Origin of the sequence: Duganella sp. CF458 (genome assembly GCF_900113115.1) — a bacterium.
In the GTDB taxonomy this organism is placed as follows: domain Bacteria; phylum Pseudomonadota; class Gammaproteobacteria; order Burkholderiales; family Burkholderiaceae_D; genus Rugamonas.
In genome coordinates this window covers 18,446-39,577 of sequence record NZ_FOOF01000016.1, presented here as the reverse complement: position 1 = coordinate 39,577, position 21,132 = coordinate 18,446, and the positions used below count along the sequence as shown (strand labels likewise).

The following is a 21,132-nucleotide window of genomic DNA, read 5'->3' as shown; positions in this document are numbered from 1 at the left end:
GTGTCGTCCGTAGAGTAGTTATGATGCGGCAGCGATCATAACTTGAACTTTGACAAATAAGTAACTCTCCAAAGCCTGCGCCGCCGGTTTTTATTCGGCCAATGCGGTGGCTTTCCAGTTCTCGACCCAGCTCGCCAGCTCGCTGGCCGGGATCGGGCGGCTCATGTAGTAGCCTTGGCCCTGGTCGCATCCCATCTCGGCAAGGATGCACCAGGCGGCCTCGCTTTCGATCCCTTCGGCCACCACGCGCAAGCCCATGTTGTGGCCAAGGTCGATGGTGGACCGCACGATCTTGGCATCGCCCAAGTCGTTCGCCATGTTCAGTACAAACGATTTATCGATTTTCAGTTCGTCGACGGGCAGCCGTTTCAGGTAAGCCAGCGAGGAATAGCCTGTGCCGAAATCATCAATTGAAAGATCGCAGCCCATGCTGTGCAAGCGCTCCAGTGTTTGCTGGGCCCGCACCGGATCTTCCATGATGGCGCTTTCGGTGATCTCCAGGCAGAAGGCGCCCGGCGAAACATGGTGGCGCATGAAGATTTCGCCGAATTTGAACGGCAGCTCCTGGTCCAGTAAATCGCGGGTGGACAGGTTGACCGATACTTTCAGGTGGATGCCGCGCTGCGCCAGCTGGTGGCACAACTCCGCCGAACGCTCCAGCACCCAGTGGGTAATCACGCGGATAAAGCCGGTCTGCTCGGCGAACGGGATGAACTGGTCCGGGAAGACATTGCCGCGCACCGGATGCTGCCAACGCACCAGCGCTTCCATGCCCACCACATGCCCGGTCGCCAGCGTCACCTTCGGCTGCACGAACAGGCGCAGCTCATTGCTCTCCACCGCCTGGCGCAGCTCCGTCAGCAGGGACAGGCTTTGCTGGCTGCCCTTGTCGATCGCGTCCTCATAGACCACCGCGCCTTCGTTGCGCTGCTTGGCGGTGTACATGGCAATTTCCGACTTGCCAAGCAACTCCTCGCCATCCATGCCATGATCGGGGAAGCCCGCGATGCCGATGCCGGCACCGATGTCCACCATCTGCTCATCGAGCGACAGTGGCGATTCCAGCGCCTGCAGGATCTCAGCCGCCACCACCACCGCCTGGTCCAGGCCCGACCCGGGCAGCAGGACGGCAAATTCGTCGCCGCCCAGGCGCGCCACCTGCGCCGGGTTGCGGCGGTTGGCCAGCTTTTGCAACAGCCGGCCCGCCACCTGCTTCAGCAACGCGTCGCCAAAACTGTGCCCCATCACGTCGTTCACGTGCTTGAAGCGGTCCAGGTCCATCATCAGCACATAGACCGACCCGCCGCGCTTGCGCGCCTCGCCGATAGCCTCGTTCAACAGCAGCAGGAACTGTGCGCGGTTCGGCAGATTGGTCAACGGGTCCCAATACGCCAGGCGCCGGATCTCCTGTTCGCGCTTGGCGATACCGTCGCGCATGCTGCCGAAGGCGTGCGCCAGTGCGCCGATTTCGTCGGCACGGGAGGAGGCAATATCGACCTTGTAATCGCCCTGCTCCAGCTTTTTCGCGGTATCGGCCAATTGGCGCAACGGCTGTGCGATGCGCTTGGCGGTGACCACGCTGGCGATCACGCAGACCACCATCCCGGCCACGGTCAGGCCAAGCAGCCAACGCTCCAGGCGCGCATATTCGGCAGTGGCCTCGTCGATCGAGCGGCCCAGCATCGCCACCGCGGCATTGCCATCGTCCTCGCCGATCTTCGTCATGTGAACACTGAGCTTGTCGCCGCCGATGTCGACGTCGAATGCTGCCCCGGGCATGCCGCCCATGCCCTGCAGGTGCGACATGATGCGCTCCACGGCGGCAGACGCCAGGCTCGACGCCACCGGCAGCCAGCGCCCGTTCGGGTCGCGCGTCAGCAGCAGGGTTTGCAGCGCCGTGGTTTCCTGCATGTCCCGCGCCAGGCGCTCATCAAGCGGGAATGTCATCACCACAAAGCCGATGGTCACCGGCGCCTTGACCGGCACCACCACCACCTGGTACGGCAGGCGTTCCACGATGGCCACGCCATTTGCGCCATCGCCCTGCTCCGCTTTGTCCAGCATGGCCATCACCATGTGCTCCAGGCCCGCGGCCTGCGCATCGCTGGTCGAAGCGACAACCTTGCGTTCCGGACTAACCAGCATCGTCATTGCCGCCTTGATGCGACGGCCATGGTTGGCCAGCGCCGATTCGATGGTGGCGCGGTCATCGTCGTCCGTATTGCCGATCGCCGACAGGAAGCCGGCGTCGCGCGACAGCAGGCGCGCGCCATTGCGCAGGTTTTCCGCGTTCTGGTCCATCAGGCGCGCGAACACCTTGCTTCCGTTGACCAGTTCCGCGGCGATCGCAGAGCGGGCATTGCTGTCGATACCGCGCTGGATCACGACCAGCCCCACCAGCTGCACCACGATCAGCAGCACGAGGAACAGCGTGACGATACGGCTTTCGAGGCTGCGGAATCGCATGGTGTCAGTAGGCTTGCGCGTCCGGTTCGGTTGATGGTGGCTTCAACGTGAACTTGAAGCTGGCGCTGGCCGTGCCGTCGGCCAGGCGCACCGCCTGCTCCTGCGCATTGCCGCCGACGATGTCGGGATGCCATGCTTTCAGCACGTATTTGCCGGCCGGGGCATCAAGCGTCACGTCGCCGCCGGCATCGGACTTGCCGAAATATGGCGTGTCGACGATGCGCACAAAGGCGATCATCTTGTCGTGGATATTGCAGCCGAGCACCACGGTGCCCGGCTTGTCGAAGGTCTGCGGATCGGCGGTAGTGCCGGAGTACAGCTTCTGATCGAATTTGTGCGGCGCCGAGAACGAGTAAATATGGTGCCGGACTTTGTCGTTGTTCGGGAAGTAGATCTTGCTGCCGGTCTGGATCACCGTCACCAACGGGATGAACTTCAAGCCCTTCTGGCTGATTTCAGCCGATTTCTGCGGTTTGGGAATTGGCTGGCCACCGTCCGCCTCCAGGTAGACCACGGCGTCGGCCACCGGCTTTCCATTGGCGTCGGCAACATGCACGGTGATCCCGCCAGCCGCGGCGGCGACACCGTAAAAACACAACGCTGTAAAAGCGGCGGAACGGATCAAGGACTGGCTCGGCATCGTTCTCAGTCAAGGAAGGGTAAAGCTTATTGTAACGCCAAAAAGTGTTTCCGACGTTCATCACGCTGTCACAATTGCGACACAGAATCATCACGTTGCCATTTTTGCGATCGCCATCGTGAGCACTTCCACCGCCGCCCGCCCGAACAATGTGAGTTTTTTGCGTCCGCCGCCAAACGACACGCTCGGCCAGCACCTGCTGGACATCATCCGGCGACGCCAGTTGCACGCCCTGTTCCAGCCCATCGTCCACATGCAAAGCGGCGGGATCATCGCTTACGAAGGCCTGATCCGCGCTCCCTCGGACAGCCCGCTGCATTCGCCACTCAACCTGTTCCGTGTGGCGCGCGCCAACAACCTGGCGCGCGAAGTGGAATACCTGTGCCGGCGCATCGTCCTTGAGCGCTTCGCCGAGTTGCAGCTTCCTGGCAAACTGTTCCTGAACGTCAGCCCGGAATCGCTGGTGCGCCAACACCATGGCAGCCATGGCGAAACCCTCGGCTATATTCATGAATTCGGCCTCAATCCCGCCAACGTCATCATCGAGCTGACCGAGAACCAGCCCACCTACGACTACGGCCGGATGCGCGAGGCCGTGCTGCATTACAGGAAAATGGGATTCCAGATCGCGATCGACGACCTGGGCGAAGGCTTCTCCAGCCTGCGCCTGTGGTCCGAGCTGCGCCCGGAGTTCGTCAAGATCGACATGCACTTCATCCAGGGCATCGACCACGACCCGGTCAAGCTGCAGTTCGTGCGCTCGATCCAGGAGATCGCCGACAAGTCCAATACCCTCGTCATCGCGGAAGGCATCGAACAGGCGGCGGAGCTGCTGGTGCTGCGCGACCTGGGCATCGCCTACGGCCAGGGTTACCACCTGGGCCGCCCCCACCTCCAGCCGGCACGGGCCCTGCCGGCGGAAGTCGTCAAGGTACTGGGCCGCAATGGCGTGGCGGTCTATCCGCAACGCCCTGCCGAGAGAAACGCCGTGTCCATCCGCAAGTTGTTGCACGGCGTGGCCGCCGTGCCGCCCTCCATGAACAACAACGACGTTTATGAAATCTTCATGGCCGATCCCAAGCTGGTGATCATCCCGGTGGTCGACGCGGGCCGCCCGCTTGGCCTGGTGTCGCGCTTCGACATGATCGACCACTTCGCGCGCCCTTACCAGCGCGAGTTATACGGCAAGAAACCATGCACTCTTTTCATGGATGCCAAACCGATCATTGCCGACGTCGACACCAGCCTGCAAGAGCTGTCCTGCCGCATGGCCGAATCCGACGCCCATCACCTGTTCAATGGCTTCATCATTACGGAAGGCGGCAGCTATGCCGGCATGGGCACCGGCCATGACCTGATGCGCGAGATCACGCAGATGCAGATCAATGCGGCGCGCTACGCCAATCCGCTGACGCAGTTGCCGGGCAATGTGCCGATCAACGAGCATATCGACCGCTTGCTGGAGAGCGGCACACGGTTCTGGGTTTGCTATGTCGATCTCGACCACTTCAAGCCCTTCAACGATGTCTACGGCTACCGCCGCGGGGACGACGTGATCCAGCTCACCGGCCATATCCTGGCCAAGCACGGCGACCGCAATCGCGATTTCGTCGGGCATATCGGTGGCGACGACTTCGTGATCCTGTTCCAGAGCGAAGACTGGGAGCCGCGCTGCCACGCGGTGCTCGAGGATTTCGCCACCGCCATCTCGGATTTCTACAGCAACGAGGACCGCGAACGCGGTGGCTATATCAGCGAAGACCGCCAGGGCAAGAAAGTCTTTTACTCGCTAATGAGCCTGTCGGTTGGCGTGATCCGCGTCGAACCACACCAGTATTACTCGCACCACCAGATCGCCGCCAGCGCGGCCGATGCGAAGAAACAAGCCAAAAAGATACACGGCAACAGTCTTTTCCTCGACCGCAGGATGCAATCGCAAGGAGCGTAGTCTATATTGAACTCATGAGTCCATTCATCTACAGCCTGTGCCAGAAACCCATTGTCGGCTTAGCGATGGCGACTGTCGCACTGTGTGAATTCCCGCCGCTCATGAAAGACGTTCAGGTGAACCTTGGCGAAGCGGGCACCTTCGTCACCGCTGAGGTTGAAGTACCTGTCGATTTGAGCTACACGCTGATGCTTGATATGAGCAATCCTGCCGGTGACTCCCTGAGCAAGCAGGAAGTATCGATCATCGGCGACCGCCGCCTGGAAGACTGCGACGACAGCACCGACCTGGCCAAAGTGGCGAAACAAGAGCGTGCAAGCTATGGGCGCCCGATGGCGTTCAAGGTGGAGGTACGGCGCAAACCAGACAGTATGCTGGTGCATTCGCGCACCGTGAATACCCTGTGCGTGGCCAGCAAATGGGCCAACCAGCGCTCGCGCAGCCTCGGCAATATTCCGCTGGCGCGAGGCAGCTATAGTGTCCGCATCGAGAACGTGGACGCCCAGGCCGGGCTGGAACGCCTGAGCGCCACTGTGATGCTGGCGCCAATCTCCGATCGCCCATTGACCGCACAGCGATAAGCCGCTTCAGCGTGGGCTGTTGCGCGCCTCCGGCACGTGCGGGCGCAGTCGCAACGTTTCATCGAATTCCATGTCGCCATGCGCCCGTTCGTCGGGCAGCGCCGCGTTGGCTGCGCCTGCGCCGCCACGCAAGCCGGCCAGGTTGTGACGCGCCAGCGCATGACCCTGTGCAGCCGCCCGCCGGTACCAGCGCAGCGCTTCGGCTTGGTCCTGGCCTACACCCTGCCCGGTCGCATACAGCACGCCGAGATTGTTCTGGGCCGCCGCATCGCCTTTTTCAGCGGCGCTGCGATACCAGTGTACCGCTTGCACCAGGTCACGCTGCACGCCGTCGCCACTGGCATACAGCACCGCCACGCTGAATTGCGCCTGGGCCGAGCCGCCTTCCGCGGCCAGGCTGTACCACATCAGGGCCTGTACCGCGTCGCGCTGCACGCCCATCCCGTGGGCGAACATGCTTCCCAGCAGGCATTGGGCATGCATCTCGCCGCGCACCGCGGCCTTGCGCAGCCAGGCTTGCGCCAGCTTGCAGTCCGGTGCCACGCCACGTCCGTTCAGATAAGCTTCGCCGAGCAAAGCCTGGGCGCTGGAGACACCTTGTTCCGCCGCCCGGCTGAACCAGCGCGCGGCCATTTCTTCGTTGACGGGAACCCCGCGCCCGCGCCGATACATCTGACCGAGATTTTGCTGCGCGGCCGGGTCGCCCTGGCGCGCGGCGCGCCGGAACCAGTACACCGCTTCGGCATCGCTGTTGCCGGTGCCGACACCTTTGTAGTACATCGCACCAAGCTGGTTCTGGGCAAAGGCCAGGCCTTGTAGCGCCGACATGCGCATCCAGCTGAATGCCAGCCGCACGTCGGTCTCGACGCCATGCCCATTCTTGTAAAGAAGCGCCAGGTTGAACTGGGCGTAGGGATTGCCCCGCTGGGCGGGGCCAAGAAACCATTGGAAGATGCGCTCCCGGTCTGCCAGACGTTTGCCCATCGCCGCCTCCCATACCCTAGATTGTTATCTAAAGTATAAGAAGCGACTCCGTGCCACGCTTGATTTTGCGCAAACTCAGAACTTGGCGCGCACACCAAATACCAAACTGCGGCCAGGCAGCGGCGAAACATCCTTCAACAGCGAGGTCGATACGCGGATTTCATCATTCAGCAGGTTCTTCGCCAGCACGAACCAGGTCAGGTCCATGTCCTTCAGCTTCTGCGTGTACGACAGGTTGGCATTCAACTGGTTGTAGGAACCGGTTGGCGTGGACTCGAACGCTGCCAGGCGGTCCTGCGACTGCGCATGGATCCAGGTAGCGCCGGCACGCCAGTTGGCGCTACGGTAGCCGATGGTGGCCCCGACGCGCGATGCCGGCTGCAGCGGCAGGCTGCCGCTGTCTTTCAGGTCGCCGTGCGAGGTGTCGGCAAACAGGCGGCCGTTCAAGCCCATGGCCAGCGGGTTGTACTCGATCTCCGCTTCGGCGCCGCGCACGGTCGCATCGCCCTGGCTGAACAGGCGCTCGCGGAACTCGCCGCCGTCGTTGCCTTCCTCATCCAGCGTGCGGCCGGTAACGTGGCCGTAGATGAAATCGGAAATGCTGTTGTGGAACAGGTTGGCCTTCCAACGGATCAGGCCTGCGGTCTTCTGCAGCGAGAACTCGATATTGCGCGACGTTTCCTTGCGCAGGTTCGGGTCGCCTTGGTCGAACGTGATGGTCGCATCGTGCGGGCCACCGGAGTACAGCTCCTCGGTCGATGGAGCGCGCTGGGCGCGCGACAGGGTCAGGCCCGTTGCATAGCCTGGCATGAACGACCACAGGGCGCCCAGCGCACCGCTTTGCAGCGAGTACGAACGGTCCAGGCCGCTCACCGGCTCGCGCTTCACACGCTCCAGGCGCATGCCGGCGTTGACGCGCACCGGGCCCCATTCTTTTTCCTCGACCAGGAAGCCGGCCGTCGAATTCGACCGGGTGACCGGAACGGTGTCGGGTCCGCCTTCCGCACTGAGGGCCGAGAAGTGCGTCAACTCGGTCTGCATGCCGAACGTGCCGTGCCAGCCGCCGATCCCCTTGTGCACCGCTTCAGCGCGCGTTTCGACCGCGCGGTTCTTGAACAGGACTTCCGGCTGGCCGTCATCGCCCAGTTCCGCGTGACGGTAATCGGTGTAGCCGGCCTTGAACTTGGCCGACTCGATACCTGGCAGCGGGTTCTTGAACAAGCTGTCGATGTCGTAACGGGTCTGGTGCTGGTCGATGGTGGAACCTTCGGCGCTCGGAATGCCGTACTTGTTGTCCAGGCCCGAAACGGACGCGCCGACATAGCCCCAGCTATCGATGTAGGAACCGCCAAAGCCGGCGCCCTTTTCCTTGGTGCCGGAATGCGGCAGGCGGCCGGAAGCCGAGTCGGGATCGCCTTCGACACGGTTCCCCGGAATCTTGTAGTCGCCGGTCTGGCGGGTGTTCGCATCCAGGTGCAGCGCCACCTTGCCGATGGCGCCGTCGATGGTGCCGGAAGTCGCTTTGCCATCATCGACCGTGCTGTAGCGCGCCTCCGCCTGGCCGGTCAGCTTTTGTTCCAGCGCCGGCGGAATGCGTTCGTTCACCACGTTCACCAGGCCGCCAATGGCGCCGGAACCGTACATCAGCGAGGCCGGCCCGCGCAGGATCTCAATCTGGTGCGCCACCGCGCCTTCCGCGGAAACCGCATGGTCGTTGGACAGGCCGGACACATCGGATACCGCCATGCCGTTTTCCAGCATCTTCACCCGCGCACCTTCCAGGCCACGGATGATTGGCCGCGAAGCGCCGGCACCAAAGGCCGAAGATGACACGCCCAGTTCGGACGACAGCGTTTCGCCCAGCGAATTGGCCATCTTGTCGCGCAATTCGTCGCCGGACAGCACTTTGGCCGGCAGCAGGATCTGCTCGGTTTCGCCTTTGTGGAAAGGGTTGGCGGTCACAACGACCTTGGTCACTTCGCCATCATCGGCATAAGCAATGGCGGATACGGCCGACAGGACAGCGCCCGCCAGCAAGGAGTACTTGAAATTCATATTTAACCTCTGGATACGACAAACAATAGCCAGCGCGCGGCACGAACCGCGGCGGCAGCAAATGCACTACCTTGTTTGTGTCAAGCCAGAGGAGGAGCGCGCGAATCGTAAGCGCGTGCGGCGCGTGCGCCGTGAAGCTGCGGCAAAGCGACGCCGGCTTGCGGTGCGCTGTAGTCGACAGACGGGAAAGTGAAGCTCGGGGTGTGGATCGCGGTCGCCAGCGAAGCAAAGGCCGCGCATTGGCTGCAGTTGTGGTCCAGCGCCAGGCCGGCGCTCAGGCCGCTGCCATCGACATCGGAGGCCTGCTGCTGTTCACTGCTGTGGCGGAAGTCCGACCAGTGCGAAACCGCGTGCGCCATCCCGAGCTGCTGGGACAGGACCAGCAGCACCGCGAGCAAAACGTGCAGGAAATGGCGATTGGCTTTCTTCACGACGGCTATTGTAAGCAGATTATGCAAACTTGCGCAATGCATCACGTGCCAGGCCGGCGCCGATGCTGCCGAACAGGTCCCCCTCGACGCAACGGGCATCCGGCACCAGCGCTGCAATCCGCTCGCGCAGCAGGCGCACGCCGCTGGAGCCGCCGGTGAAGAAGATGGTGTCGACCTGTCCAGGCGACACACCGGCATCCGCCAGGAGCTGGGTGACGGTGGCGCCGACGCTCGACACCAGGTGATCCACCGCGCCATCGAAGCCGGCGCGCGTTTCCTCCAACAGCACCGGCGGCGTGAATCGCTCAAGCTTGAGCTGCACGTGGTCGGCGGTCGACAGGCCGATCTTGGCCTCCTCGACTTTCAGTGCCAGCCAGTGGCCCGCGCGTTCCTCGATCAGGTGCTGCAGGCGTTCCAGCTTGGCCGGCTCGCGCGCGTCGCGGATCATTTCGGTCAGCTGCGCCTGCATCTTGCGGGTGTAGGCCTGGTTGATGGTGTGCCAGGTCGCCAGGTTGAAGTAGTAGCTGGACGGCACCTCGGCGCCACTGCGGAACTGGCTGCCATAGCCCAGCAGCGGCATCACGCTCGACAGGCTGAGGTACTTATCGAAGTCGGTACCGCCGATATGCACACCGCCGGTCGCCAGGATATCGTCCATGCGCTCGGTGCGCGCCACGCGGTCCGGACCCAGGCGCACCAGGGTGAAGTCGGAAGTACCGCCGCCGATGTCGGCAATCAGGACCAATTCTTCACGGTCGATCTGCGATTCGTATTCGAATGCCGCCGCGATCGGCTCGTATTGGAAGGCCACCTCGCGGAAGCCGACGCTGCGCGCGATGTCCGCCAGGGTGTCCTCGGCCAGCTGGTCGGCCGCCTTGTCGTCATCGATGAAGTGGACCGGGCGCCCCATCACTACGTGGTCGAATTGGCGGCCGGCTGCGCTCTCGGCGCGGCGTTTCACCTCCCCGATGAACTGCGACAGCAGCAAGCGGAAAGGCAGCGCGCGGCCACCCACCTCAGTCTGGCCATCAATCAGGCTGGTGCCCAGCAGGCTTTTCAGGGAACGCATCAGGCGCCCTTCGCACCCGGCCAGGTACTCGGCCAAGGCGGCGCGCCCATAGCTGGTCTGCTCGTCTTCCGCATTGAAGAAAACCACCGACGGCAAGGTCATTTTGCCATCTTCGAGTTCCAGCATGATGGGCTGGCCGGGGCGCACCCATCCTACGGTGGAGTTGGAAGTGCCAAAGTCGATGCCGCAAGCCTGTGCCATCTTAATCATCCGAAACCAAAAGGGGCGGTATTTTAACAGAGCGCGGCGCGGCTTGTGCGCCACACCGCAACCCTGTGGGGGCCTGCAAACGCCGGGAAACTATTGCCATGTGGTAAGATTGGAGTTTATTTTCAAATTCGCAAGCCCACAAGCCGCAAACCCGCATTCATGCGCCAAACCACGCCACAACCTGCCGTCAGCCTTGCCGAACAAAAGGCCATCATCCTCCTGGAGGGACGCCGCGTCACCTCCTACGATGTGGCGCTGGTGGCGGGCGTATCGCAATCGGCGGTTTCGCGCTGCTTCAAGCCGGGCGCCAGCGTGTCGAAGGCAACTTATGCGCGGGTGATGAAGGCGGCCGAGGGGCTGGAGTACATCCCGAACGCCGCCGCGCGCAGCCTGATTACGCGCCGCACCAATATCGTGGCGATCGTGGTGTCGCATACCAGCATGCTGTACAACCCGGCGGCTTTGTCGGAATTGAGCCAGCAGCTGAATCGCCGGGGCAAGCGCGCCCTGCTCTTCACCATGCAGCATGAAGGCGAGATCGAGAACATCCTGACCGAAATCTGGCAGTTCCAGGTGGACGGCGTGGTGGCAGCCTCCCGGCTGACCGAGGCACATGTCAACGAATTCAAGCGGCGCAAAGTGCCGCTGGTGGTGTTTAACCGCCATTTGCGCGACCTGGACGTCAATACCGTGCTGTGCGACCAGTACGATGCCAGCCGTGCGCTGGTGACGCGCCTGGCGGCTGCCGGGCACCGCCAGTTTGCCCTGATCGGCGGCCCCGCCCAGAACTCCGTCGCGCGCGAACGCTTGCGCGGGGCGCTGGACCGGATCGCCGAACTGGGCCTGCCGAATGCGCCGGTATTCCACGGTAGCTTTGACTATTCCAGCGGCGTGGCGGGCCTGCATGAGCTGATTGCGCGCATTGGCGCGGTGCCGGATACGGTTATTTGCGGCAATGACGCGATGGCCATGGGCTGCGTCGATGCGGCGCGCCAGCATTTGCATATCGACGTGCCGTCGCAGATGTCGGTCGTGGGCTGCGATGCGGTGGAAGGCTCGCACTGGCTGAGCTATGAGTTGACCACGCTGAAGCAGCCATTGCACAAGATGGCCGTGGCTACTGCTGACCTGATTTGCGGCCTGATCGAGGCTGACGGGGAAGTTGCGGCTGAGAAGCGGGTGTTTGCGGCGCAGTTCGTGGAGGGCGAAACGGCGCGGCTGGTGGCACCGAAGGCTGTGTTGGTTGCCTGAGAACCGGTAAACCAGGGTCCGAGCTGCGGCCGCGGGCCGGGTCGTGCGCCGGTGACTTTCGAAGAAGATCAACCGCCTGGAACCAACACCAACATCGGGCGCTCCGAAGGGGTCTGACCCTGTGGGTCGGACCCCGCCTTACCGGTTTCAGCCCGCCGCAATCCGCTCAGCAATATGCCGCAGCGACTCCTCCACCTGATCCACCAGGATCAGGCACAGATCCCCATCCTGCAAGCGGTCCATCGCCGTATCAATCGCAATGAACTCACCGGTAATGGTGTCGATACGGCTGGTGCGAGTAGCGCCTTCCAGGCCCTGGCGCAGCAAGCCAACCACTTCACCGTCGGATCGGCCGCGCTGGCAAGCATCCTGGTACAGGATCACATCATCAAACGCCTTGCCGAGGATCTCGGTCTGTTCGCGGATATCCTGGTCACGGCGGTCGCCGGCGCCCGAAATCACCACCGAACGGCGCTTGGCAGGCATCGCATCGACCGCCTGTACCAGTGCCAGCATCGCATCCGGATTATGGCCATAGTCCGCAATCACGGTGGCACCGCGATACTTGAAGATGTTGAAACGGCCCGGCGCATTGTGGCTGTCGGTGGTAAAGGTCAGCAGGCCGCGACGGATCGCATCCCAGTCGATGCCTGCCGCCCATGCCGCCGCCACGGCTGCCATGGTGTTTTCCACCTGGAAGCCGATGGTGCCGTTGAACGTGATCGGCACGTCCGCCAGCGGAATGCGCTGCTCGTTCTTGCCTTCCACCGCCACCAGCTGGCCGTTCTCGATGTACACGGTGCGCTTGCCCTGCGCCAGGTGCGTCGCCACCACTGGATGGTAGCGGTCGGCGCCAAAGAAGATCACCTTGCCCTTGCACTTGGCCGCCATGGCAGCCACGATCGGATCGGTCGCATTCAGCACGGCATAGCCATGCTCGTCGACGTTCATCACGATCACGCGCTTCAGCACGGCCAGGTCTTCCACGGTGGTGATGTAGTTCAGTCCCAGGTGGTCGCCGGCGCCGATATTGGTCACCACCGCCACTTTGCAGCGGTCGTAGGCCAGGCCTTCGCGCAGGATGCCGCCACGGGCAGTCTCGAACACCGCCGCATCGACGTCAGGGTGCTGCAGCACGTTGCGCGCCGAGCGCGGGCCCGAGCAGTCGCCGGAATCGATCTGGCGGCCGTTGACGTACACGCCGTCGGTATTGGTCATGCCCACGCGCAGGCCGGAAGACGCGATCAGGTGCGCGGCCAGGCGCACGGTGGTGGTCTTGCCGTTGGTGCCGGTCACCGCGATCACAGGGATGCGGCCATCGTCGCCTTCGGGGAACATCGAGCTGACGATCGCTTCGCCGATCGGGCGGCCCTTGCCGTAGGACGGCGACAGGTGCATGCGCAGGCCGGGCGCGGCATTCACTTCCACCACGCCGCCATTCTGTTCTTCGATAGGACGCAGCACGGAATCGCACACCACGTCCACGCCGCAGATATCCAGGCCGATCATCTGCGCCGCTTCGACCGCGCGCGCCGCTACTTCAGGGTGCACGTCGTCCGTTACGTCGGTGGCGGAACCACCGGTCGACAGGTTGGCGTTATTGCGCAGCACCACGCGCTGGCCGATCGGCGGCACGGAATCGGCCGCCAGGCCTTGCAGCGCCAGGCGCGCCAGGGCGATATCGTCGAAACGGATCTTGGTCAGTGCAGTGCCGTGGCCGGTGCCGCGGCGCGGGTCGGAATTGACGATGTCGACCAGTTCGCGCACGGAGTGCACGCCATCGCCCACCACGTGTGGAGGATCACGGCGTGCAGCAGCGACCAGCTTGTTGCCGATCACCAGCAGGCGGAAGTCGTGGCCGGCCAGGAAGCGTTCGACCATGATGTCGTCGCGGAACTCCCTGGCGGCGTTGTAGGCGGCGATGGTCTGCTCGCGGGTGGTGATGTTGACCGTTACGCCCTTGCCCTGGTTGCCGTCCTTCGGCTTGACCACGACCGGCAGGCCGATTTCCAGCGCAGCCTTCCATGCGTCTTCCGCATTCTCGGCGGTGCGGCCGGTAGGCACCGGCACGCCGGCGGCGTCCAGCAGCTTCTTGGTCAGTTCCTTGTCCTGCGCAATGGTTTCGGCAATCGCGCTGGTGGTGTCCATTTCGGCAGCCTGGATGCGGCGCTGCTTGGAGCCCCAGCCAAAGCTCACCATCGAGCCTTCAGTCATGCGGCGGAACGGGATTTTGCGCGCCACGGCGGCGTACACGATGGAGCCGGTCGATGGGCCCAGGCGCACATCTTCGTCCAGCTCGCGCAGTTCGTGCAGCGCAGCGGCCAGGTCGAACGGCGTATCGTCAACCGAGGCCTTGATCAGCTTTTCAGCCCATTCCATGGCCAGGCGGCCAACGGCTTCCTCGGTATATTCGACCACGGTCTGGTAGATGCCGTCTTCCACCGTCTGGGTGGTGCGGCTGAAGGTGACCGGGCAGCCGGCTTCGGCTTGCAGGCCGAGGGCAGCCAGTTCCAGCACGTGCGCCATCGGAATGGTGTCGGCGTGGCCGTCCGGCTGCAACTGCGCCAGGCGTGGGAAGCGGGTGCGCAGGCGCACTTCGAAACCAGGGATCTTGTCGACGGAGCGTTCTTCCGGCGCGCAGGACACGATGGCCTCGACAGCCGTATGGTGGCTCCACAGATTAGGGCCGCGCAGTGCGCGGAGGCGAATAACTTCCATTCCTGGTAATCCTTAGTTTTTCTTGGTATTCCACTCGAAGGTGCGCAGCGCGGCACCGATCAGGTCCGGCGACAGGCCCATGGCCCAGCCGGCGCCAATCGCGGCCAATACGGCTTCCTTGCGGTCTTCCCCGCTGGCCGGCAGGCACGACGGCGGCAGCACTGCCAGTTCGTCGCGGCCGGCAGCCATGACGAAACCGCCATCGCGCAGGAACACGGCCCGGCCGCCGTCCTGGCGGTGCGAGTCAATGGCGGGTACGTGTTCGTCGGTGCCGTAGAAGATCACGTCGCCGTCGCACAGTTCGGCCATCTCGACCACTTGCGCGTCGGAGGCGTTCAGCACCGCTGCGCCTTCCGGCAGCACCACGTCAACCTGGGTGCGCAGCACGCCGTACATCTGCTCCGGCGTGTTGATGTAGAACTCGCCCAGCTCTTCATGGCCGGCGGCGTCGGTCACCACGCCCACCATGCACTTATCGTAGGAGAAGCCTTCGCTCAGGATCATGCGGCCGGCGTTGGCAAACACCGCCGCTTCCACGTTCTTGTTCAGCAGCAGGCGCTCGCCCGATTCCCATTCGCTCAGCGGACCGCGCGCCACGTTGCGGCCGTTCAGGTACACGCCCTGTTCGGTCGCGGTACCGACGTAGCGGCCGCTCATTTGCAGCAACCAGCCGATCAGGCGTGCGATCAATGCGTTCTGGCGGCTGCCGGCCACGCCCACGATCGGGATGCGGCCATCGTCTTCTTCAGCGAACAGTTGATCCGCGATCGCATGGCCAACCGGACGCGCGACACCGCCGGCGGCCGGTTTCAGGTGGGCCAGCAAGCCGGGGCTCGCGTTCACTTCGATGATCGCGCCGCCCTGCTCTTCCAGCGGTTTGGAAATGTCGGCGGCAACCAGGTCGATGCCGGCGATGTCCAGGCCGATGGTGCGTGCCGCCAGCGCTGCCATTTCGGCAACGGCAGGGTGCACCAGGTCGGTCACGTCGTTGGCCACGTTGCCGTTGACCTGGATCAGGACCTTGCGGCCTGCTTCCACCACGGAATCCGGTGTCAGGCCCTGGCGTTTCAAGTCCAGCAGCACTTCCTCCGACTTCTTCGGCTCGACGATATTCAGCGGGAATTCTTCGGTCGTGCCGCGGCGCGGATCGGTGTTGATCTGGCTATCCACCAGTTCCTGCACCGAGGATTTGCCGTCGCCGGTCACCCACAGCGATTCGCCCATGGAGGCGGCAACCATGCGGCGGCCGACCACCAAGAGTCGGTGTTCATTACCGACGATGAATTTCTCGACAATCACGCTCTTGCTGCCGCCGCGCGCCACGGCGATATCGTAGGCTGCGCGCACGTCGGCTTCGGTCATCAGGTTCAGCGACACGCCGCGCCCATGGTTACCGTCGTATGGCTTGACTGCCACCGGCAGGCCGATGTCCTGCGCTTCTTCCCACGCTTCGTCGGCGCTTTTGACCAGGGTGCCTTCCGGTACCGGCACGCCAACGGACTTCAGCAAGTCCTTGGTCATGTCCTTGTCGGAGGCAATGCCTTCGGCGATGGCGGAGGTGTTGTCGGTTTCCGCGGTCCAGATGCGGCGCTGGCGCGAGCCGTGGCCCAGTTGCACCAGGTTGCCGTCGGTCAGGCGGATATGCGGGATCTTGCGGTCGGTCGCCGCATCCACGATGGAGCCGGTCGATGGCCCCAAGCACAGCGATTCGACCATCGAGGTCAGTTTTTCAACGGTGGCGGCCAGGTCGTATGGCTTGTCGTCGATGGCAGCCATCAGCAGGTCCTTGCCGGCGACCAGTGCGGCGCGGCCAACCTGTTCCTGACGGGTGCGGAATGCCATTTTGTAAATGCCGCTGCCTTCAGCGGTCTGGCGCGTCTTGCCAAAACCGGTGCGCATGCCGGCCAGGTTCTGCAATTCCAGCACCACGTGTTCCAGGATATGGCCGGCGTACGTGCCGTCGCGCAGCCGCTCCAGGAAGCCGCCGCGCTCACCGACGCCGCAGCGATGCTCGACCAGGCCTGGCAGGAAGGCGATCAAGCGCTCATAAAAACCGGGGAGTTTGTTCGAGGGGTAGTTTTCAAGCTCGCCGATATCCAGCCAGGCCTCGATCACCGGGCGATAGGTCCAGATGTTCGGTCCGCGCAGGTGTGTTACACGGAGAAACTCAATGTCTTTCTTTTTTGTCATGTTTTAGCTCTTGTACCTCTTGCGGTATACTCCGCCCGTCCTTCTATTTTCCCACTGTTTCGCAATTCTTGCCACTTGGCAAAGAGTGCCGGAGTCTGATCCACAATGATAACAAACCAACTTTCCTCTGAGCTCAGCCTGACAGAACTTCCCGACAGGTGGCGCACAGAGTTGCCAGCGCTCGCACCGGAAGAAAACGTACTCAGCGCGCTGGAGGTTGACCTGGACTCCAAGCTTCACTTCAACAAAGGCCTGGTGCTCCTTACGGAGCGCCGCATTATGGCACGCGCGCCCGGTGAAACGGTATGGCGGGATTGGACTTATCGTCCTGGCATGTCGCTAAAACTGCACGACCACGCCGGCGTGGGCCACCTGGAGCTGGTCGACGACACGCAGCGCCTGTGCGCGTGGCGCTTCACCCTGGGCCAGAACCTGCTGGCGTTGCGCCTGTCCGAAACCTTCCCGCGCTTGCTGGAAGCGCACGTGCACGGCAAGCCGCTGCAGCATATTGAACAAAATTCCTGCCCTACCTGCAAGGCGCCGCTGGAAGCAGACCAGGAGGAATGCCCGGTGTGCACCAAGGTGGTCCACACGCCCCCCTCCACCTGGACCCTATTCCGCCTGTGGCGCTTTGCACGGCCATACCAATGGCAGCTGGCATTGGGCTTCGGGATGATGCTGCTGTCCACCGGGGCGCACCTGATCCCGCCGTACATCATCATGCCGCTGACGGATAATGTGCTGATCCCTTACCAGAACGGCAAGCCGGTGGAACACATGCTGGTGGTGCAGTACATGGCCGCACTGACCGGCGCCGCCGTACTGGCCTGGATCTTTGGCTGGGCCAAGACGTATGTGCTGGCGCTGGTCTCCGAGCGCATCGGCGCCGACCTGCGCACCACCACGTATGAACACCTGCTGCGCATGTCGCTCGAGTACTTCGGCGGCAAGCGTACCGGCGACCTGATGTCGCGTATCGGCTCCGAGTCGGACCGCATCTGCGTCTTCCTGTCCCTGCACCTGCTGGATTTTGCCTCCGACGTCCTGATGATCATCATGACCGGCCTGATCCTGTTTACGATCGATCCATGGCTAGCCATTGCGACGCTGCTGCCGCTGCCGTTCATCGCCTGGATGATCCACCTGGTGCGCGACAAGCTGCGCACCGGCTTCGAGAAGATCGACCGCGTATGGGGCGAAGTGACCAACGTGCTGGCCGATACGATTCCCGGCATCCGCGTGGTGAAAGCCTTTGCGCAGGAAACCCGCGAAGCCACCCGCTTCCGCACCGCCAACAGGCACAACCTGGCTGTCAACGACAAGCTGAACAAGGTATGGTCGCTGTTCTCGCCGACCGTCTCCTTCCTGACCGAACTGGGCATCCTGGTGATCTACGTATTCGGCATCTGGATGATCTCCAAGCACAACATCACCGTCGGTGTACTGAGCTCGTTCGTCCTGTACGCCAACCGCTTCTACGGCAAGCTCGATTCGATGAGCCGCATCGTGTCGGTGACGCAGAAATCCGCCTCCGCAGCCAAGCGCATCTTCGACATCCTGGACCACGTATCGAGCGTGCCCGAGCCGGTGCAGCCCGTGAAGGTCGAGAAGGTCCGCGGCGACATCACCCTGCGTGAAGTCGGCTTCCGCTACGGCAACCGCGCCGTCAACCGCGGCGTCAACCTGGAGATCAAGGCCGGCGAAATGATTGGTTTGGTGGGCCATTCCGGTTCCGGCAAATCGACCCTGGTCAACCTGATCTGCCGCTTCTACGATGTGGCGGAAGGCGCGATCCTGCTGGATGGCGTGGACATCCGCAACTACGCGGTGTCGGACTACCGCCGCAATATCGGCCTGGTGCTGCAGGAGCCGTTCCTGTTCTTCGGCACCATTGCCGAGAACATCGCCTACGGCAAGCCGGAAGCGACCCGCGAAGAGATCATGAAGGCTGCGCGCGCCGCGCACGCCCACGACTTCATCCTGCGCCTGCCGCAAGGCTACGATTCGATGGTCGGTGAACGCGGCCAGGGCCTGTCGGGCGGCGAGCGCCAGCGTATTTCGATTGCGCGCGCCCTGCTGATCGACCCGCGCATCCTGATCCTGGACGAAGCGACGGCATCGGTCGACTCGGAAACCGAGAAAGAAATCCAGAAGGCGCTGGACAACCTGGTTGCCGGCCGCACGACGATCGCGATCGCCCACCGCCTGTCGACGCTGCAGCGCGCGAATCGCCTGGTGGTGATGGACCGCGGCAAGGTGGTCGAGGAAGGCCCGCATGAAGAGCTGATGGCCAAGGAAGGCGCCTACTACCGCCTCTACCAGGCGCAGGCACGTAACGTCGATACCGACATGGATGACAAGGCAAAGAGCCGTGAAGATGATTAATTTTACTTTGAGCCGGGACAGCTTCGGTAAGCTGAACCTGATCGACGCCAACGGCGTGTTGCATGAAGGCGTGTCGCCGGTGCGTGCATTTCCCATCCAGGCGCCGGAAGAAGGCCTGTCGCTGGTGAACACCGATGGCAAGGAAGTGGCCTGGCTCGACCACATTTCCGACTTGTCGCCGGAACTGGCCGACATCGTGCGCGAAGAACTGGCCGGCCGCGAGTTCATGCCGGAGATTAAACGGATTGTAGAAGTGGGCAGCTATGCCTGCCCGTCCACGTGGACTGTCGATACCGACCGCGGTGAAACCAGCTTCGTGCTGCGCGGCGAAGAAGATATCCGCCGCATTGGCAGCGTATCGCTGCTGGTGTCGGACAGCCACGGCATCCATTTCCTGATCCGAGACCAGTTCTCGCTGGATAAGCACAGTAAGAAAATCCTGGACCGTTTCCTTTAAATGCTTCATTTAAGTGCTTGACTTAGAGCGCGCTCGAAGTTCTACGATCACCCCATGGAATCGCACCTGAGCATCGACGAAGTCGCGAAACGCACCGGCCTCACGGCCCACACCCTCCGCTATTACGAGCGCATCGGGCTGATTGCCCCGCTCAATCGTGCAGCGGGCGGCCAGCGGCGTTACGCGGCATCGGACCTTGCGTGGATCGAATTCCTGCTGCGTTTGCGAACGACCCATATGCCAATCGGCAAAATGCAATCGTTCGCAAAACTTCGCGGCGCTGGGGACTCGACGGTGCCGGAGCGGCGCCAGATGTTGGAACAGCATATGCAAGACGTCCTCGCCGAAATCGAGGCAATGCGGCAATCGGCCGCATCCTTGCAGGCAAAGATCGAGCATTACCGCTCCCTGGAGCAGTCCCTGGCGTCGAATCCAACCACCGATGGAGGATATGCCAATGAACACAGAAAACCGCTACGAGCGCGGGCTCGCAAAACTGCGTGAAGTCGACGGCCGGGCTGGCGACCGGGTGATCCAGAGCCTGGAAGACATAGCGCCCGACTTTGCGCGCTACCTGATCGAATTCCCATTTGGCGACATCTACTCGCGCCCCGGCCTCGACCTGAAGTCGCGCGAAATCGCCGTGGTGGCCGCGCTGACCGCCATGGGCAATGCGACGCCTCAGCTCAAGGTTCACATCCACGCCGCCCTCAACGTCGGCGTCACCCAGGAGGAAATCGTCGAGACCATCATGCAAATGGCGGTCTACGCCGGCTTTCCCGCAGCCCTCAACGGACTGATGGCCGCCAAAGAGGTCTTCGCGCAATAAAAAAGGGGCAGCAAGAGCTGCCCCATACACCCCCTACAGGTGATAAAACCGGTTCGCGGGTCAGGCAACTGCCAGTTCTTGCGCCATCCCGCCGGACGACATGTTTTCCAGCTTGGCGCGGTCGGTAATGCGCAGGTCGCGGTTTTGCAGCACGATCGAACCATCCTGGCGCAGGCGCGCCAGCTGGCGGCTGACGCTTTCCACGGTCAGGCCCAGGTAGCCGCCGATATCTTCACGCGACATGCGCAGCTGGAAGCTGGTTGAAGAATAGCCGCGCTGGGCGTAACGGCCGGCGAGGTTCAGCAGGAACATGGCCAGGCGCTGCTCGGCGCGCATATGGCTCAGGAACAGCATCACTGACTGTTCGCGCTGGATTTCGCGGCTCATGGTGCGGTGGAACTGTTGCAACAGGCCAGGGATCTGCATCACCAGCTCTTGCAGGCGATTGAACGGAATCTCACAGACTTCGCTGTCTTCCAGCGCCACCGCATTGCAGGAATGCTGGCCGTTGCCGATCGCTTCCATGCCCAGCAGGTCCCCGGCCATGTGGAAGCCGCCGATGGTCTGCTCGCCGCGCTGGTTCACCTGCACGGTCTTGAAGTGGCCGAAGCGCACCGCATACAGGCTATGGAAGCTGTCGCCGGTCTTGTACAGCGGTTCGTCGCGGTTCACGCGGCGGCGGCGCGAAATGATCTGGTCAAGGCGGGCAACATCTTCGTCGGCCAGGCCCTGCGGCAGGCACAGGCGGTTGAAGCTGCACAGCGAGCATTTCGCTGCGACGGGTGCGCAGGATTTGGTGGCGTTTGCAGGGGTGATTTGGATGACCGGGCTCATGATGCTGCTCCTTGTTTTCGATGTAAGCAGTATCGCGCCCGGCTTCATTTCCCGGTATCAAGCTTTCTGTGTAGTTGCTGTAGT

At 62.8% G+C, this 21,132-nt stretch carries 16 protein-coding genes; 7 read left to right on the top strand and 9 right to left on the bottom strand.

The window, feature by feature from the left end:
* Positions 1-90 precede the first annotated feature (90 nt).
* Positions 91-2,466, bottom strand: coding sequence for a bifunctional diguanylate cyclase/phosphodiesterase (locus BM269_RS22635; RefSeq protein WP_090442532.1), 2,376 nt, complete (start codon positions 2,464-2,466; stop codon positions 91-93).
* A 4-nt stretch (positions 2,467-2,470) separates the two neighbouring features.
* A complete protein-coding gene (locus tag BM269_RS22630) occupies positions 2,471-3,106 on the bottom strand; it encodes a methylamine utilization protein (RefSeq protein WP_090442527.1) in 636 nt (211 codons plus the stop codon).
* A 118-nt stretch (positions 3,107-3,224) separates the two neighbouring features.
* On the opposite strand from BM269_RS22630, the gene BM269_RS22625 reads away from it, so the two are divergent.
* Together BM269_RS22625 and BM269_RS22620 are read left to right on the top strand one after the other, a co-directional pair.
* Entirely contained in the window at positions 3,225-5,054 is a 1,830-nt protein-coding gene (locus tag BM269_RS22625; protein ID WP_090442524.1) for a GGDEF domain-containing protein, read from the top strand.
* A 101-nt stretch (positions 5,055-5,155) separates the two neighbouring features.
* Positions 5,156-5,635: a DUF5625 family protein gene (locus BM269_RS22620; RefSeq protein WP_139232837.1), complete on the top strand. Its 480-nt coding sequence runs from the start codon at positions 5,156-5,158 to the stop codon at positions 5,633-5,635.
* Between the two features lie 6 nt (positions 5,636-5,641).
* Here the strand turns inward: BM269_RS22620 and BM269_RS22615 are convergent, their stop codons facing one another.
* From BM269_RS22615 to BM269_RS22600, 4 genes are all read right to left on the bottom strand, one after another.
* Entirely contained in the window at positions 5,642-6,619 is a 978-nt protein-coding gene (locus BM269_RS22615) for a tetratricopeptide repeat protein (protein WP_090442519.1), read from the bottom strand.
* A gap of 75 nt (positions 6,620-6,694) precedes the next feature.
* The gene (locus tag BM269_RS22610) at positions 6,695-8,674 is read right to left on the bottom strand and encodes a TonB-dependent receptor (RefSeq protein WP_090442516.1); all 1,980 of its coding nucleotides are present in this window, start codon (positions 8,672-8,674) and stop codon (positions 6,695-6,697) included.
* A gap of 80 nt (positions 8,675-8,754) precedes the next feature.
* Positions 8,755-9,105, bottom strand: a complete 351-nt coding sequence (locus BM269_RS22605) for a hypothetical protein (RefSeq protein ID WP_090442514.1) — start codon at positions 9,103-9,105, stop codon at positions 8,755-8,757.
* A gap of 19 nt (positions 9,106-9,124) precedes the next feature.
* Positions 9,125-10,375, bottom strand: coding sequence for an Hsp70 family protein (locus BM269_RS22600; RefSeq protein ID WP_090442789.1), 1,251 nt, complete (start codon positions 10,373-10,375; stop codon positions 9,125-9,127).
* A gap of 168 nt (positions 10,376-10,543) precedes the next feature.
* On the opposite strand from BM269_RS22600, the gene BM269_RS22595 reads away from it, so the two are divergent.
* Positions 10,544-11,635, top strand: a complete 1,092-nt coding sequence (locus BM269_RS22595; RefSeq protein ID WP_090442511.1) for a LacI family DNA-binding transcriptional regulator — start codon at positions 10,544-10,546, stop codon at positions 11,633-11,635.
* Between the two features lie 147 nt (positions 11,636-11,782).
* Here the strand turns inward: BM269_RS22595 and cphA (BM269_RS22590) are convergent, their stop codons facing one another.
* Together cphA (BM269_RS22590) and cphA (BM269_RS22585) are read right to left on the bottom strand one after the other, a co-directional pair.
* Positions 11,783-14,353 carry a cyanophycin synthetase gene (gene cphA / locus BM269_RS22590; protein WP_090442508.1) on the bottom strand — a complete coding sequence of 857 codons (2,571 nt, stop codon included), beginning with the start codon at positions 14,351-14,353 and terminating at the stop codon, positions 11,783-11,785.
* Positions 14,354-14,365: 12 nt separating this feature from the next.
* A complete protein-coding gene (gene cphA / locus BM269_RS22585) occupies positions 14,366-16,543 on the bottom strand; it encodes a cyanophycin synthetase (RefSeq protein ID WP_090442505.1) in 2,178 nt (725 codons plus the stop codon).
* A gap of 105 nt (positions 16,544-16,648) precedes the next feature.
* On the opposite strand from cphA (BM269_RS22585), the gene BM269_RS22580 reads away from it, so the two are divergent.
* From BM269_RS22580 to BM269_RS22565, 4 genes are read left to right on the top strand one after another with little or no spacing between them, the layout of a single operon-like run.
* Positions 16,649-18,928 (top strand): cyanophycin metabolism-associated ABC transporter, encoded by a 2,280-nt coding sequence (locus BM269_RS22580; RefSeq protein ID WP_090442503.1) that lies wholly within the window; start codon positions 16,649-16,651, stop codon positions 18,926-18,928.
* Positions 18,921-19,385 carry a cyanophycin metabolism-associated DUF1854 family protein gene (locus BM269_RS22575; protein WP_090442500.1) on the top strand — a complete coding sequence of 155 codons (465 nt, stop codon included), beginning with the start codon at positions 18,921-18,923 and terminating at the stop codon, positions 19,383-19,385. Before BM269_RS22580 ends, BM269_RS22575 begins: the two co-directional genes overlap by 8 nt.
* A 54-nt stretch (positions 19,386-19,439) precedes the next feature.
* A complete protein-coding gene (locus BM269_RS22570) occupies positions 19,440-19,889 on the top strand; it encodes a MerR family transcriptional regulator (RefSeq protein ID WP_090442498.1) in 450 nt (149 codons plus the stop codon).
* Positions 19,843-20,214: a carboxymuconolactone decarboxylase family protein gene (locus tag BM269_RS22565; RefSeq protein WP_090442495.1), complete on the top strand. Its 372-nt coding sequence runs from the start codon at positions 19,843-19,845 to the stop codon at positions 20,212-20,214. Before BM269_RS22570 ends, BM269_RS22565 begins: the two co-directional genes overlap by 47 nt.
* A 60-nt stretch (positions 20,215-20,274) precedes the next feature.
* Here BM269_RS22565 and fnr read toward each other — a convergent pair whose 3' ends face one another.
* The gene (gene fnr / locus BM269_RS22560; protein WP_090442493.1) at positions 20,275-21,048 is read right to left on the bottom strand and encodes a fumarate/nitrate reduction transcriptional regulator Fnr; all 774 of its coding nucleotides are present in this window, start codon (positions 21,046-21,048) and stop codon (positions 20,275-20,277) included.
* Between the last annotated feature and the right edge of the window lie 84 nt (positions 21,049-21,132).